At 61.9% G+C, this 14,546-nt stretch carries 14 protein-coding genes; 3 read left to right on the top strand and 11 right to left on the bottom strand.

Going from position 1 to position 14,546, the window contains the following annotated elements:
* Window positions 1–8 precede the first annotated feature (8 nt).
* The gene (locus tag ACF8FG_RS16920; RefSeq protein WP_318078858.1) at window positions 9–1,127 is read left to right on the top strand and encodes an LOG family protein; all 1,119 of its coding nucleotides are present in this window, start codon (window positions 9–11) and stop codon (window positions 1,125–1,127) included.
* A 270-nt stretch (window positions 1,128–1,397) separates the two neighbouring features.
* Here the strand turns inward: ACF8FG_RS16920 and recX are convergent, their stop codons facing one another.
* The 4 genes from recX to ACF8FG_RS16900 all read right to left on the bottom strand — a co-directional run bounded on the left by recX (window position 1,398) and on the right by ACF8FG_RS16900 (window position 4,666).
* Window positions 1,398–1,868 carry a recombination regulator RecX gene (recX, locus tag ACF8FG_RS16915; RefSeq protein ID WP_241791783.1) on the bottom strand — a complete coding sequence of 157 codons (471 nt, stop codon included), beginning with the start codon at window positions 1,866–1,868 and terminating at the stop codon, window positions 1,398–1,400.
* A 21-nt stretch (window positions 1,869–1,889) separates the two neighbouring features.
* Window positions 1,890–2,957 carry a recombinase RecA gene (gene recA / locus ACF8FG_RS16910; protein WP_003252365.1) on the bottom strand — a complete coding sequence of 356 codons (1,068 nt, stop codon included), beginning with the start codon at window positions 2,955–2,957 and terminating at the stop codon, window positions 1,890–1,892.
* Window positions 2,958–3,060: 103 nt separating this feature from the next.
* Window positions 3,061–3,543 (bottom strand): CinA family protein, encoded by a 483-nt coding sequence (locus ACF8FG_RS16905; protein ID WP_241791782.1) that lies wholly within the window; start codon window positions 3,541–3,543, stop codon window positions 3,061–3,063.
* A 55-nt stretch (window positions 3,544–3,598) separates the two neighbouring features.
* Window positions 3,599–4,666, bottom strand: coding sequence for a hypothetical protein (locus tag ACF8FG_RS16900; protein WP_318078857.1), 1,068 nt, complete (start codon window positions 4,664–4,666; stop codon window positions 3,599–3,601).
* 185 nt (window positions 4,667–4,851) lie between these two features.
* Between ACF8FG_RS16900 and mutS the strand changes: the two genes are divergently transcribed.
* Both mutS and fdxA read left to right on the top strand, forming a co-directional pair.
* A complete protein-coding gene (mutS, locus tag ACF8FG_RS16895; protein WP_010952693.1) occupies window positions 4,852–7,425 on the top strand; it encodes a DNA mismatch repair protein MutS in 2,574 nt (857 codons plus the stop codon).
* Window positions 7,426–7,565: 140 nt separating this feature from the next.
* Window positions 7,566–7,889 carry a ferredoxin FdxA gene (fdxA, locus tag ACF8FG_RS16890; RefSeq protein ID WP_003252355.1) on the top strand — a complete coding sequence of 108 codons (324 nt, stop codon included), beginning with the start codon at window positions 7,566–7,568 and terminating at the stop codon, window positions 7,887–7,889.
* 535 nt (window positions 7,890–8,424) lie between these two features.
* On the opposite strand, the gene rpoS is transcribed toward fdxA, so the two are convergent.
* The 7 genes from rpoS to fghA all read right to left on the bottom strand — a co-directional run bounded on the left by rpoS (window position 8,425) and on the right by fghA (window position 14,542).
* Complete coding sequence (gene rpoS / locus ACF8FG_RS16885; protein WP_003252351.1) at window positions 8,425–9,432, bottom strand: RNA polymerase sigma factor RpoS; 1,008 nt, start codon at window positions 9,430–9,432, stop codon at window positions 8,425–8,427.
* A gap of 108 nt (window positions 9,433–9,540) precedes the next feature.
* Complete coding sequence (locus tag ACF8FG_RS16880) at window positions 9,541–10,398, bottom strand: peptidoglycan DD-metalloendopeptidase family protein (protein WP_041167066.1); 858 nt, start codon at window positions 10,396–10,398, stop codon at window positions 9,541–9,543.
* A 237-nt stretch (window positions 10,399–10,635) separates the two neighbouring features.
* Window positions 10,636–11,274, bottom strand: a complete 639-nt coding sequence (locus tag ACF8FG_RS16875) for a protein-L-isoaspartate(D-aspartate) O-methyltransferase (RefSeq protein ID WP_003252348.1) — start codon at window positions 11,272–11,274, stop codon at window positions 10,636–10,638.
* 35 nt (window positions 11,275–11,309) lie between these two features.
* A complete protein-coding gene (gene surE / locus ACF8FG_RS16870) occupies window positions 11,310–12,059 on the bottom strand; it encodes a 5'/3'-nucleotidase SurE (RefSeq protein ID WP_010952690.1) in 750 nt (249 codons plus the stop codon).
* On the bottom strand, window positions 12,047–13,105 hold the full coding sequence (gene truD / locus ACF8FG_RS16865) for a tRNA pseudouridine(13) synthase TruD (RefSeq protein WP_135199308.1): 1,059 nt from the start codon (window positions 13,103–13,105) through the stop codon (window positions 12,047–12,049). The genes surE and truD overlap by 13 nt, the downstream gene beginning before the upstream one ends.
* Window positions 13,102–13,575, bottom strand: coding sequence for a 2-C-methyl-D-erythritol 2,4-cyclodiphosphate synthase (gene ispF / locus ACF8FG_RS16860; RefSeq protein ID WP_014592129.1), 474 nt, complete (start codon window positions 13,573–13,575; stop codon window positions 13,102–13,104). The genes truD and ispF overlap by 4 nt, the downstream gene beginning before the upstream one ends.
* A 112-nt stretch (window positions 13,576–13,687) precedes the next feature.
* A complete protein-coding gene (gene fghA / locus ACF8FG_RS16855; RefSeq protein ID WP_014592130.1) occupies window positions 13,688–14,542 on the bottom strand; it encodes an S-formylglutathione hydrolase in 855 nt (284 codons plus the stop codon).
* Window positions 14,543–14,546: the final 4 nt, after the last annotated feature.

Raw genomic sequence — 14,546 nt, 5'->3', positions numbered from 1 at the left:
GACGTCGCATGCCTTACCATTCGAATGAACTGCTGTTCAGCCACTTCCGCGACAACAATATCGACCTGAGCAATATCGAAGCACAACTGCAACTGGTTGCCCCCAACAGCCCTAACCTGCCGCTCTACCGCGACATGATGCTGACCATCCTGCGCATGGCCCATGACGACAGTGACCGCTGGAGCGTCAAGATCACCCTGCAGGCCCTACGCGAACTGGACCAGTCGTTCCGCACCCTGCAGCGCTACAAGGGCCGACGCAAAGTGACCGTGTTCGGCTCGGCACGCACCCCGCTGGAGCATCCAATGTACGCCCTGGCCCGCGAGCTGGGCGCCACTCTGGCGCGCTCTGACCTGATGGTTATCACCGGCGCCGGCGGCGGCATCATGGCGGCTGCCCACGAAGGCGCCGGCAGCGAGCACAGCCTGGGTTTCAACATCACCTTACCCTTCGAACAACATGCCAACCCGACGGTGAACGGTACCGACAAACTACTACCGTTCCACTTTTTCTTCATTCGCAAGCTGTTCTTCGTCAAGGAGGCCGACGGCCTGGTGCTGTGCCCTGGCGGCTTCGGCACCCTGGATGAAGCGCTGGAGGTACTGACCTTGATCCAGACCGGCAAGAGCCCACTGGTACCGGTGGTGCTGCTGGATTCGCCGGGCGGCAGCTTCTGGCACGACTGCCTGGACTTCATCAGCCGCCAGTTGGAAGAAAACCGCTACATCCTGCCCAGCGACCTGAAGCTGGTGCGCCTGGTACACAGCGCTGACGAGGCGGTTGAGGAAATCAACCAGTTCTACAGCAACTACCACTCCAGCCGCTGGCTGAAGAGCCAGTTCGTGATCCGCATGCACCATGCGCTCAGCGAGGCGGCGTTGTATGACATTCAGGAAGGGTTTGCCGATTTGCGCCTGAGTGGCAAATATCACCAGCAAGCGGATAGCAGCGCCGAGCACGAAGTTGGCAATTACAGCCACCTGACCCGCCTGTCATTCGCCTTCAACGGCCGGGATCAGGGCCGCTTGCGTGAGCTGGTGGATTTCATCAACCTGCCGGAGAACTGGGCCAAGCCACAACCCATGCATACCACGCAGAGGGCCAGGCAGGCGCTGAAAGTGAGTTGATGCTTTTCTGTAACAGCTCGCGTGATACCTGCAGGATCAACCTTAGGCTGTCTGGTCCTGCACCCGATCGGTTGTTGTACGCAGACCGTCGTAGGAGCGGGTTTACCCGCGAAAGGGCCGGGCCTGCTGCCCAATTTCCCCGATCATTCACCGTCGCAGCCGCCACCGCATTCGCGGGTGAACCCGCTCCTACAATGGAATGGAGACAGCCTGGGGCATTTGGCAAAACAGATTATCTGCTACGGGCACGTGCCACTGTGGTTTCGAGCTTCAATAATCGTCGAGATCACGCCCGCTGAGCAGACGACCGATCATGTCCATAGAGAACCCACGGTAAGCCAGGAACCGGGTCTGCTGGGCGCGGCTGCGCGGATCTTGCGGGCGCTGCCCGGCAAACTTGCGCTGCCACACGTCTCGCATACGCTCGCCCCAATTTACCTCGCTTTCACGCAGGGCCTGGTCGATATCTGCACGCGCCAAACCACGCTGACACAGCTCTTCGCGAATACGCGCAGGGCCATAGCCAGAGCCGGAACGATAACGAATGAAACTCTCGAGGTAGCGGGCTTCACTAAGCAGCCCTTCTTCGGCGAGCCGATCGAGTTCAGGCTCGATCAACTCGTCCGAAGCGCCGCGCTGACGCAACTTGCGCGTCAGCTCGACTCGACCGTGCTCACGTCGTGCAAGCAGGTCCATGGCTGTCCGCCGGATGGCGACGGGGGTGTCGAGTACGGCAGACATATTTGACTATCTACTGCGCAATCAATAACCGGCGTCAGCGTCAGCCATGTCATCGGCATCAGCTTCGGCAGCAGCAGCTTTGCCGGCTTCAGCAGCAGCACCCGCTTTCAGCAACTTCTCACGAATCTGCTTCTCGATCTCGGCACCAATAGCCGGGTTCTCAGCCAGGTACTTGGCAGCGTTGGCTTTGCCTTGACCGATCTTGTTGCCTTGGTAGGCGTACCAGGCGCCGGACTTCTCGACCAAGCCCTGAGATACCCCCAGATCAATGATCTCGCCGTTACGGTAGATACCTTTCCCGTAAAGAATCTGGAACTCAGCTTGACGGAACGGAGGCGAGACCTTGTTCTTGACGATCTTGACGCGGGTTTCGCTGCCGACCACTTCGTCACCTTCCTTGACCGCGCCGGTACGGCGGATGTCCAGACGGACCGAAGCATAGAACTTCAGGGCGTTACCACCGGTAGTGGTTTCCGGGCTGCCGAACATCACACCGATCTTCATACGGATCTGGTTGATGAAGATGACCAGGCAGTTCGCGTTCTTGATGTTACCGGTGATCTTGCGCAGTGCCTGGGACATCAGGCGGGCCTGCAGACCCACATGCATGTCACCCATTTCGCCTTCGATCTCGGCCTTCGGTACCAGCGCGGCAACGGAGTCGACAATGATCACGTCGACCGCGTTGGAACGCACCAGCATGTCGGTGATTTCAAGGGCCTGCTCACCGGTATCCGGCTGCGAAACCAGCAGGTCATCGACGTTGACGCCCAGCTTGCCGGCGTACTCAGGGTCAAGGGCATGTTCGGCGTCGACGAAGGCGCAGGTAGCACCGTTCTTCTGCGCTTCAGCGATGACAGACAGGGTGAGCGTGGTCTTACCCGACGATTCCGGGCCGTAGATCTCGACGATACGGCCTTTTGGCAGACCGCCGATGCCCAGTGCGATATCCAAGCCCAGCGAGCCGGTGGAGATGGCCGGAATGCCTTGACGCTCATGGTCACCCATGCGCATGACCGCGCCTTTACCGAATTGGCGTTCGATCTGACCCAGGGCCGCAGCCAAGGCGCGCTTCTTGTTGTCGTCCATTGAAATCCTCACGTGTTCGACTTGGCCCTGACGGCCGGAATACCTGTATAAGTAGCCAGTATTATTCCACAGGCAGACGCCCGCGCAAACCCCTGTCGTCGATTTACTCGGCACCAAGCTGTAACAAGCCGTCTAACGCGGCGATCACCGTCTGTCGGCGCACCGCCTCGCGGTCACCATCGAACTGCCGACGTTCGCTGAACACCCGGTCGCCATCACCCCAGGCCAGCCACACAGTGCCCACTGGTTTGGCTGGCGAGCCGCCGTCCGGCCCGGCCACACCACTCACCGCCACGGCGAAGCGTGCGCCACTGGCGGCCTGAGCCCCACGGACCATGGCTTCGACCACTTCCTGGCTGACTGCCCCCACCTGACCGAACAACGCTTCAGGCACCCCCAACTGGCGGGTTTTCTGGGCATTGGAATAGGTGACGTAACCGGCTTCGAACCAGGCCGAGCTGCCAGGTATGCGGGTGATGGCTTCGGCAATGCCACCACCGGTGCAGGATTCGGCGGTAGTCACCTGCGCATTGAATCGGCACAGGTGCTTACCCAGGCGTGTGGCGAGCGTGGTGATCGGGTCCATGTGGGTGCTCCTTGAAGGCGGCTCTCTACCCTATCACCCTGGTTCGGGCTCTGGCTCAGGAAACTTTCAGGCTGGCCCGTGCGATTTCGCTGAACGCCAGTTCGTCACGCTGACCGAGACGCGGCAGCCCTTCAGGCCACTCCCGGCTCCAGTCGAAGCCGCCCAGCTTGCGCATGTCCTCGACCGCCGAACGCCACCAGACCACCTTGCACGCGCGCTGGTAGTCATCACCATTCATCACACTGCCGTAGAGCAACTTGCGGCCGATGCCACGCAGCTCCCGGGGTACATGCTTTAGGCTCCATTTCACCGAGAGCCGCGCCAGCCAAGAGGGCACCGGGCGATGCGCCGGCACCTTCAGGGCCAGACCTGGCATCTTCGAATGAAAATGCTCGCCATGCCGGGCAAAGAAGATTTCTAGAATGGCATGCACGTACTGCTTCATCGCAAAGTAATGGCTGATCACGCCGCGCGCCTCGTTGATCGGCGCGCCGTGCAATTCGAAGGAAAAGGCGATCTGCTCGATCGTATGCAAGTCACGAGCATACGGCGTCCAGTCGTCAATCCGGACAATGGCGCGCTCGGCGATGCCAACGTTGTCGCGGGTAAAGCCCATCACACCGCTGTTACACAGCCGCAGGTCATCGGCCGGTGCTTCGCCCGACTCCACAAGCCCCTCGATGAAGCAGCGGTAATAGCTGCTGCGAGAAGCCTCGGCCCAGCTCATTTCCACCTCGTCGACCAAGAATTGCCCGGAATCGACCTGGCTGAACAGCTTTTGCGGCGACTGCAGAAATACCGTATCGGTATCGATGAACACGGTCTTTTCCGCCCACTGCCCGGCCTGGGCAATGGCGCAGGCCTTGCGCCGATGGGTGTAGCCGCCGTCACCGGCCCAGGCCTGCAAGGTCTGCTCGTCCAGTGCGATCACTTCCACCGGCCAGCCGGCAAAAGCCTGTGGCTGGTCGGTAAGCACGCGGATCACCGGCAGCTCAGCCGGCTTGCAACGGGCCAGGGCGGTGAGGATGCTGAGTTTTGCCTCCAGCTGATAGATCCGGCGCTCGCCATAAAGGAGGTAGATCAACTGTTGCGTTACATAAGGGACAGGGCTGGACACATTCATCTGGAGGTCACGGCTAGGGGCATTCGTCGAGGGGCGCGCATTCTAGAGGGTTACGCGGCGCAGCTCCACCATTGCCCGCCGGACTGCAGGCGCACGCCCCACAGCAGGCGCCTGCAACGCAACGAAAAAGCCTGTACCATTACGGGTTTACCATCGCCAACCAGATCCCCCCTGTAAGGCCCTGAATGTCAGATCTTTCCGCACACACCCCGATGATGCAGCAGTACTGGAAGCTGAAAAACCAGCACCCGGACCAGCTGATGTTCTACCGCATGGGCGACTTCTACGAGATCTTCTACGAAGATGCGAAAAAGGCCGCGAAACTGCTGGATATCACGCTGACCGCCCGCGGTCAGTCGGCCGGCCAGTCCATCCCCATGTGCGGGATTCCTTTCCATTCGCTGGAAGGCTACCTGGCCAAGCTGGTCAAGCTCGGCGAGTCGGTGGTGATCTGTGAGCAGATCGGCGACCCCGCCACCAGCAAGGGCCCGGTGGAGCGCCAGGTGGTGCGCATCATCACCCCCGGTACGGTCAGTGACGAGGCACTGCTCGACGAGCGCCGCGACAACCTGATCGCCGCACTGCTCGGTGACGAACGCCTGTTCGGCCTGGCGGTACTGGACATCACCAGCGGCAATTTCAGCGTGCAGGAGATCAAGGGCTGGGAAAACCTGCTGGCCGAACTCGAGCGCCTGAACCCGGTCGAGCTGTTGATCCCCGACGACTGGCCACGGGACCTGCCTGCGGAGAAACGCCCAGGCGCCCGCCGCCGCGCCCCTTGGGACTTCGACCGCGACTCGGCACGCAAGGCCCTGTGCCAGCAGTTCGCAACCAAGGACCTCAAGGGCTTCGGCTGCGACAAGCTGACCCTGGCCATCGGTGCCGCCGGCTGCCTGCTGACCTACGCCAAGGAAACCCAGCGCACCGCCCTGCCGCACTTGCGTAGCCTGCGCCACGAGCGTCTGGACGATACGGTCATCCTCGATGGGGCCAGCCGGCGTAACCTGGAGCTGGACATCAACCTGGCCGGCGGGCGCGACAACACCCTGCAATCGGTGATCGACCGCTGCCAGACCGCCATGGCCAGCCGCCTGCTGAGCCGCTGGCTGAACCGCCCACTGCGCGACCTCAAGGTGCTGCAAGCACGCCAGGACTCGATCCGCTGCCTGCTCGACAGCTACCGCTTCGAAAAGCTGCAGCCGCAGTTGAAGGAAATTGGCGATATCGAGCGGATCCTCGCCCGGATTGGCCTGCGCAATGCCCGCCCGCGCGACCTGGCACGCCTGCGCGATGCGCTGGGCGCGTTGCCAGAACTGCAGAACGCGATGACCGAGCTCGAAGCGCCGCACCTGGCGCGTCTGGCGGCCATTACCGGTACCTATCCGGAGCTGGCCAGCCTGTTGGAGCGGGCGATCATCGATAACCCGCCGGCGGTGATCCGCGACGGCGGAGTACTGAAGGCCGGCTATGACAACGAACTGGACGAGCTGCTGGCAATCAGCGAGAACGCCGGTCAGTTCCTGATCGACCTGGAAGCCCGGGAAAAGGCTCGCACCGGCCTGGCCAACCTCAAGGTCGGCTACAACCGCGTACACGGCTACTTCATCGAACTGCCAACCAAGCAGGCCGAACAGGCCCCGGGCGACTACATCCGCCGCCAGACCCTCAAAGGCGCCGAGCGCTTCATCACCCCGGAGCTGAAGGCGTTCGAGGACAAGGCATTGTCGGCCAAGAGCCGCGCCCTGGCCCGCGAGAAGATGCTCTACGACGCGCTGCTGGAAACCCTGATCAGCCACTTGGCGCCGCTGCAGGACAGTGCCGCCGCGCTGGCCGAGCTGGATGTGCTCAGCAACTTGGCCGAGCGCGCACTGAACCTCGACCTGAACTGCCCACGCTTCGTCGACGAGCCTTGCCTGCGCATCGAGCAGGGCCGCCACCCGGTGGTGGAGCAGGTGCTGACCACGCCGTTCGTGGCCAACGACCTGGGCCTGGACAACAGTACGCGCATGCTGATCATCACCGGCCCGAACATGGGCGGTAAGTCGACATACATGCGCCAGACCGCCCTGATCGTGCTGCTGGCGCACATCGGCAGCTTCGTGCCGGCAGCCAGCTGCGAGCTGTCGCTGGTCGACCGCATCTTCACCCGCATCGGCTCCAGTGACGACCTGGCCGGCGGGCGCTCGACCTTCATGGTGGAGATGAGCGAAACCGCCAACATCCTGCACAACGCCACCGACCGCAGCCTGGTGCTGATGGACGAAGTGGGCCGCGGTACCAGCACCTTCGACGGCCTGTCGCTGGCCTGGGCTGCCGCTGAGCGCCTGGCCCAGCTGCGTGCCTACACCTTGTTCGCCACCCACTACTTCGAACTGACCGTGCTGCCGGAGAGCGAGCCGCTGGTGGCCAACGTGCACCTGAACGCCACCGAGCACAATGAACGCATCGTGTTCCTGCACCACGTGCTACCCGGCCCTGCCAGCCAAAGCTACGGCCTGGCCGTCGCACAGCTGGCCGGCGTACCGACGGCAGTGATCCAGCGTGCCCGCGAGCACCTTGGCCGGCTGGAAACCACCAGCCTGCCCCATGAGCAGCCTGCGGCCCACAAGGCCAAGGACGCGCCGCAAGTGCCGCATCAGAGCGACTTGTTTGCCAGCCTGCCTCATCCAGCCATCGAGAAGCTGGGCAAGCTGCAACTGGACGACATGACCCCGCGTCAAGCTATCGAAATGCTATATCAACTAAAGAACCTGTTATAACGGCGCCCATTACAAGCTGGTAGAATCCGCCGCGGTTTGCTGGTGCTGCAGGTTATTAGCCTGGCCTGCAGCCACATACCCGTAAACCGCGCGGCCCTGAGAGGAAGGGCCGCCGCCGTCGCCTGAGGAGAGAATTAGAAATGACCTTCGTCGTCACCGACAACTGCATCAAATGCAAATACACCGACTGCGTGGAAGTCTGTCCGGTGGACTGCTTCTACGAAGGCCCGAACTTCCTGGTCATCCACCCGGACGAGTGCATCGACTGCGCCTTGTGCGAGCCGGAGTGCCCAGCGCAAGCCATCTTCTCGGAAGACGAAGTGCCTTCGGGCATGGAAAACTTCATCGAGCTGAACGCCGAGCTGGCGGAAATCTGGCCTAATATCACCGAGCGTAAGGACGCCCTGCCGGACGCTGAAGAATGGGATGGCAAGCCTGGCAAGATTGCCGACCTGGAGCGCTGATAGCGCCCAGACGCGAAAAAGGCCCTTCGGGGCCTTTTTTGTTTTCCTACGGGCAAAAAAAAGGGGCGGTTTGACCCGCCCACATTTTTTTCCGTAGTCCCTGCTTGTCCCAAACATCATCCTGATGAAATCGCTTCTTTCGACGTCCTTGGCCTTCATCCTGAAAGCCTGTGCATGTCCCTGTGCACAGTTCGAATACTAGCGGGTTCAGCCCGGCGAGCAAGCGATGGACCTTGCAAGGTATTTCCGCGGACACATTTATTCACCGGTGAATAAACCATGCTTTTCAATGGGTTGTAAAAAAGCAGCCTTTGGAAACGACTTTGATTTACTGAAGGTTGCATGGAAAGCTTACACAACGAGTAAGCAAAGGCTTACACGCGGTGTTACTGGGGTGGCGCGGTACACATTTGATATGTGCCTTGCCTGGCAGAGTCTGGGCGCCATGCGCCCCGGCAATCTGAAGGGAAACTGGCTTTTCGCCACAAACAAAAACGCCCCGAGATCATCGGGGCGTCTTTTGTTACAGCGCTAGCTACTGGAACAATGACTCGCTGGACAGACCATTCTTTTCAAGGATCTCGCGCAAGCGCTTGAGCCCTTCCACCTGGATTTGCCGCACGCGTTCACGGGTAAGGCCGATCTCCAGCCCAACATCCTCCAGGGTACTGCTTTCATGGCCGCGAAGGCCAAAGCGGCGTACAACCACTTCACGCTGCTTGTCGGTCAACTCGCCCAGCCACTGATCGATGCTCTGCGACAGGTCGTCATCCTGCAGCAGTTCGCACGGGTCGGTCGGGCGGTCGTCGGTCAGGGTATCAAGCAGGGTCTTGTCCGAATCCGGGCCAAGCGACACGTCTACCGAAGACACCCGCTCGTTCAGGCCGAGCATACGCTTGACCTCGGCGACCGGCTTTTCCAGCAAGGTGGCGATTTCTTCCGGCGAGGGCTCGTGGTCGAGTTTCTGCGTCAGCTCGCGCGCGGCGCGCAGGTAGACGTTCAGTTCCTTGACCACGTGGATCGGCAGGCGAATGGTGCGGGTCTGGTTCATGATCGCCCGTTCGATGGTCTGGCGAATCCACCAGGTCGCATAGGTCGAAAAACGGAAACCACGCTCCGGGTCGAACTTTTCGACCGCACGGATCAGCCCCAGGTTGCCCTCCTCGATCAGGTCGAGCAACGACAGGCCACGGTTCACGTATCGACGGGCAATTTTGACAACCAGGCGCAGGTTGCTTTCGATCATGCGCTTGCGGCCGGCAGGGTCACCCTTTTGCGACAAGCGCGCAAAATGCACTTCTTCTTCCGGCGAAAGCAGCGGCGAGAAACCAATCTCGTTGAGGTACAGCTGGGTGGCATCGAGCGCCCTGCTGTAATCGATGTACTTGTGTTGCTTGAGCGAAGAGCCCGATTTGGCCCTCGTCCGAACCGAAGATACAGCAGGTTCGTCTGACACCACATCCGTTTCCAAAACGATACCCGTCTCCATCAGGAGGACGTCATCGTCGATGTCAAACTCCGGCACTTCTTTACTGAGAGCCATTGTTATAATCCTTTGCTGAGTTCGAACTCAGACTCGAGCGGCACCTTTCTCCCTGGCAGCGCTTGAGCCTGTCCCCACTACATCACAGGAACAGGCTGGGTACAACGGTCAACGACGTGGCAGGAACTGGAGTGGATCGACGGGTTTGCCCTGGCGGCGAATCTCGAAATGCAGCTTCACCCGATCTGTGCCCGTAGACCCCATTTCAGCAATCGACTGCCCTGCCTTGACCTGCTGCCCCTCCCGAACCAACAGCCTGCGGTTGTGACCGTAGGCACTGACGTAGGTGTCGCTGTGCTTGATGATGATCAGCTCGCCGTAGCCCCTCAAACCACTCCCGGCATAAACCACCGCACCATCAGACGCAGCAAAAACAGGCTGTCCCAAATCACCGGCGATATCAATGCCTTTATTCAAACTACCGTTTGAAGCGAATTTTCCAATCAGTACACCGTTGGCAGGCCAGGTCCAACCACCTACCGCGCGCTCTGCAGCTGGTACGGTAGCGACCACAGGGGCAGGGGCGGAAGGCGCCGCCGTGGCCGGTTTGCTGGTGCTGGCAGGCGCCGTGGCAGTGCTGCCCACAGGCCGCCGCGTGACCGTGGTGCGGCTTGACGAGGACGGGCTGGACACCACCGTGGTGCGGCTGCTGGAACCGCTGCTGAAACGAATCGCTTGGCCCGGGCGGATGGTATAAGGCGCCTGAATGCCGTTGCGTGCAGCCAGCTCCTTGTAGTCCCAGCCATAACGGAAGGCGATGGAGAACAGGGTGTCGCCTGGCTTGACGATGTATTGCCCAGAAGTCACCGCCGGGCGCTTGGGCACGGTGCTGTTGCGGTCGACCACCCGCGCGCTGTTGCTGCTGGTGCTTGAGCAACCCACCAGAAGCGTGCCAATGGCCAATGCAATCACCAGAAGCTTGAAACCCGACCCGTCCTTGCGCTGCCGAATGACTGTGTGACCCACCCGCGCTCCCCTCATGGTGCCGAAAATCGATATGAAGACAAGAAATGCAATATTGTTGCAATTATAACCAAGCCAGCCGGTAATGGCAGACGGGTACGAAAGACGGGCAAAAAAACCCGGTGCACGCTGTGCGTTAGCGCTTCGCACCGCCTGATAGACAGGGCGAAGTGACAAGAATTCGCCACCGGCACAAAAATACACCGCGCCTCATGCCCGCACAGCTCAGATCAACAGGCCTCAGGCCAGGGGACCGTTGAGCAGCGGCACGAAACGCACAGCCCCCAGTACGCGACGGGAGAATCCATGCTCTTCGCGCACGATCAGCATCAGTTGCTGCGCTTCGCCGGCCGGCCCTACCGGGATGACCATGCGCCCACCGGGTGCCAGTTGATCGAGCAGTGCCTGTGGCACTTCCGGCGCCACGGCGGTGACGATGATGCCGTTGTACGGCGCAAGCGCCGGCCACCCCTCACAACCGTCACCCCAGCGGAAAACCACGTTGCGCAGGTTAAGCTCCACCAAGCGCTCTTTGGCCCGGTCCTGCAGTACTTTGATGCGCTCTACCGAAAACACCCGCTCGACCAGCTGGGCCAGGATCGCCGTCTGGTAGCCCGAACCGGTGCCAATCTCCAGCACCTTGTCCAGCGGCCCGGCCTCGAGCAACAACTCGCTCATGTGAGCAACCATGAACGGCTGGGAGATGGTCTGGTTGTGGCCGATCGGCAGCGCGGTGTCTTCGTAAGCCCGATGCGCCAGTGCCTCGTCGACGAACAGGTGGCGCGGCGTACGACGGATCACGTCGAGCACCTTGGTGTTCGAAACCCCCTCTTCGCACAAGCGCTGGATCAGCCGCTCCCGGGTACGCTGAGAGGTCATGCCGATGCCACGCCGCAGCATATCGTCCTCGCGCATCAGAGCAGGCCCTCCAGCCATCCATCGAGCTGCTCGAAGGCATCATTGAAGGTGCGGTCGAGCTGCAACGGGGTAATCGATACGTAGCCTTGCATCACCGCGTGGAAGTCGGTGCCCGGGCCGCCGTCCTCGGCATCACCGGCCACGGCAATCCAGTAGCCTTCCTTGCCACGCGGGTTGACCACCTTGGTGGGCGCCGCCGCCCGCGCCCGGTGACCGAGACGGGTGAGCTGGATGCCACGGATGTGCTCCAGCGGCAAGTTGGGAATATTGACGTTGAGTACGGTGCGTGGCGGCAATACCAGGCGCGACTGTGCCTCGACCAGACGACGGGCGATATAGGCCGCAGTCGGCAGGTTGTCCGGCTGGCGCGACAACAGCGAGAACGCCAGCGAGGTACCGCCGAGGAAGCGGCCTTCCAGCGCCGCAGCGACCGTTCCCGAATACAGCACGTCATCGCCCAGGTTGGCACCGAGGTTGATCCCCGACACGACCATGTCCGGCATCTGCGGCAACAGCCCATTGAGCCCCAGGTGCACGCAGTCGGTCGGCGTGCCGTTGAGGCTGATGAAGCCATTGGCCAAGGTCTGCGGATGCAGTGGCCGGTCCAGCGTCAGCGAACTGCTGGCGCCGCTCTTGTCTTGATCCGGGGCGATCACCGCGCACTCGGCATAATCCGCCAGCGCAGCGTGCAGCGCGGCGATGCCAGGTGCGGTAACACCGTCGTCATTCGAAATCAGAATACGCATGGGCTGTCCGTCTGCCCTGCCGACACCAGATCCACGACTTCACGCACCACCACGGTGGCGAAGCATCCGGCCGGCAGGACGAATTCCAGTTGCAGGATATCAGGCTCGGGATAATGCCACGTCAGGCCGCCAATAGGGAGCCGCAGAATTCGCCGTTCGTGATCCATGCCCGCCTGGGCCAGCCACTGGCAAAGTGCCGGCTGACGTGCGCCGATAGCGTTTTCCAGCTGCGCAGGCGCAGCGCCAGCAGGTGAAGCGCCCTCCCCCCACATCGGGCCGGTTGGATGCAAGTCGAGAATCGCCAGGCGCGGGTCGGCACATTCCGCCTCACCCGCCGGGAAGAAACTGCGGCTGTCGGTGAACGCCAGCAGGTCGCCGACCTGGGCTCGGGCCCAGCTACCGTCAGCCACACGCGCAGCCAGCAACTGATTGAACAGGTAGCTGCGCCCGGCCGAAAGCAGCCGCGAACGCACGTTGCGCTGTTCAGGCAAAGCCTTGCGCGCGGCCCAATCGAGGGCGTCATGGACGTTGCCACCCCCGTGCCCGAAGCGCTGGGTGCCGAAATAGTTGGGCACACCTTGCTGCCTGAGCTGCTCCAGGCGGGCATCCACCGCCTGGTGATCGGCAGCCAGGGCGGTCAGGCGCAAGGTGAACCCGTTGGCCGAATGCGCGCCGCGCTGCAGTTTGCGCTGGTGACGCACCTGTTTGAGCACACGCAGGCTGGCATCCTCGGCACGCGACAGTTCCGGGTCGGCCTTGCCCGGCAGGTGCAGGCTGAACCACTGGCGGGTCAGCGCCTGGCGATCCTTCAGGCCGGCGTAGCTGATGCTGCGCACCGGCACGCCAGCGGCGCGGGCAAGGCGCCGGGCGGCTTCTTCAGTGTTCAGATCACGCTTCTCGACCCACAGCCACAGGTGCTCGCCTTGGCCCGATAGCGGTATATCCAGGACTTCGTCAACCTGAAAGTCTTCGGCAACCGCTTTGAGGACGGCGGTGCCCAGCGGTTCGCCCGATGCGCGCGGGCCCAGCAGTTCAAGTTCGGTCATGCTGGTAGCAGCAGGGCGACCGAATGCACGGCAATGCCCTCCTCGCGGCCGGTAAAGCCCAGCTTCTCCGTGGTGGTGGCCTTGACATTGACCTGGTCGAGCTCGACCTGCAGGTCTTCGGCAATCAGCTGGCGCATGGTTTCGATGTGTGGGGCCATTTTCGGTGCCTGGGCGACGATGGTGGCGTCAACGTTGCCGACCTTCCAGCCCTTGGCATTGACGATGGCGACCACATGGCGCAGCAGCGCGCGGCTGTCAGCACCCTTGAACTGCGGGTCAGTGTCAGGGAAGTGCTTGCCGATGTCGCCCAGCGCCGCAGCGCCAAGCAAGGCATCGCTCAGGGCGTGCAGCAGCACGTCACCGTCGGAGTGGGCCAGCAGGCCGTATTTGTGGGGGATACGCACCCCGCCCAGGGTAATGAAATCACCGTCACAGAAACGGTGCACATCGTAGCCGTGGCCAATACGCATAAGAAAACGCCCTGAATGAGTCAGGGCGTGATTCTACCTGCTTTGCAGGGGATTTGTGGGATTGGGGCTGCTGTGCAGCCCTTCGCGGGCACGCCCGCTCCCACAGGAGGCGTTAAACCCGCCCCAGTGCCACCGCATGATGGCGCAGGTGTTCCTCGATGAAGCTGGCAATGAAGTAGTAGCTATGGTCATAACCCGGCTGCATACGCAGGGTCATTTCATGGCCTCCTTTGCGTGCCGCCTGTTCCAGCGCTTCAGGCTTGAGTTGCTTCTCGAGGAAGTCGTCACGGTCGCCCTGGTCCACCAGCAACGGCGGGCATTGGCCAGCAGGGGTTTCGGCCAGCAGCACGCTGGCATCCCACTCACGCCAGCGTCCACGGTCTTCACCCAGGTAGCGGCTGAAGGCCTTCTCGCCCCACGGACAATCCATCGGATTGCTGATCGGCGAGAATGCCGACACCGAGCGGTAGCGCCCCGGATTGCGCAAGGCGCACACCAGCGCGCCATGCCCACCCATGGAGTGGCCGCTGATGCTGCGCTCGCCCGACGCCGGGAAGTGTGCCTCGATCAGGGCTGGCAACTCCTCCACCACGTAGTCGTGCATGCGGTAGTGCTGGGCCCAGGGTTGCTGGGTGGCGTTGAGGTAGAAGCCAGCACCCAGGCCGAAGTCCCAGGCGCCGTCCGGATCGCCCGGCACCTGCTCGCCGCGCGGGCTGGTATCAGGGGCAACAATGATCAGCCCCAGCTCGGCGGCCAGTCGCTGGGCGCCGGCCTTCTGCATGAAGTTCTCGTCGGTGCAGGTGAGGCCGCTGAGCCAGTAAAGCACCGGCAGCTTTTCGCCCTGCTCGGCCTGCGGTGGCAGGTACACAGCGAACACCATATCGCAACCCAGCACCTTGGAATGATGCCGGTAACGCTTGTGCCAGCCGCCGAAGCTCTTCTGGCAGGAGATGTTATCCAGGCTCATGGCA

This window comes from Pseudomonas sp. YQ_6, assembly GCF_043103245.1.
GTDB classification, from domain to species: domain Bacteria; phylum Pseudomonadota; class Gammaproteobacteria; order Pseudomonadales; family Pseudomonadaceae; genus Aquipseudomonas; species Aquipseudomonas alloputida.
This window is presented reverse-complemented; position numbering and strand designations above follow the sequence as displayed.

Coding starts and splice junctions, on each gene's coding strand:
- recX (WP_241791783.1), bottom strand. CDS start 1,868: ATGTCTGCCGTACTCGACACCCCCGTCGCCATCCGGCGGACAGCCATG.
- surE (WP_010952690.1), bottom strand. CDS start 12,059: ATGCGTATTCTGATTTCGAATGACGACGGTGTTACCGCACCTGGCATC.
- ACF8FG_RS16920 (WP_318078858.1), top strand. CDS start 9: ATGCCTTACCATTCGAATGAACTGCTGTTCAGCCACTTCCGCGACAAC.
- ACF8FG_RS16875 (WP_003252348.1), bottom strand. CDS start 11,274: ATGACCTCTCAGCGTACCCGGGAGCGGCTGATCCAGCGCTTGTGCGAA.
- fghA (WP_014592130.1), bottom strand. CDS start 14,542: ATGAGCCTGGATAACATCTCCTGCCAGAAGAGCTTCGGCGGCTGGCAC.
- ACF8FG_RS16900 (WP_318078857.1), bottom strand. CDS start 4,666: ATGAATGTGTCCAGCCCTGTCCCTTATGTAACGCAACAGTTGATCTAC.
- recA (WP_003252365.1), bottom strand. CDS start 2,957: ATGGACGACAACAAGAAGCGCGCCTTGGCTGCGGCCCTGGGTCAGATC.
- ispF (WP_014592129.1), bottom strand. CDS start 13,575: ATGCGTATTGGCCACGGCTACGATGTGCACCGTTTCTGTGACGGTGAT.
- truD (WP_135199308.1), bottom strand. CDS start 13,105: ATGACCGAACTTGAACTGCTGGGCCCGCGCGCATCGGGCGAACCGCTG.
- fdxA (WP_003252355.1), top strand. CDS start 7,566: ATGACCTTCGTCGTCACCGACAACTGCATCAAATGCAAATACACCGAC.
- ACF8FG_RS16905 (WP_241791782.1), bottom strand. CDS start 3,543: ATGGACCCGATCACCACGCTCGCCACACGCCTGGGTAAGCACCTGTGC.
- rpoS (WP_003252351.1), bottom strand. CDS start 9,432: ATGGCTCTCAGTAAAGAAGTGCCGGAGTTTGACATCGACGATGACGTC.
- mutS (WP_010952693.1), top strand. CDS start 4,852: ATGTCAGATCTTTCCGCACACACCCCGATGATGCAGCAGTACTGGAAG.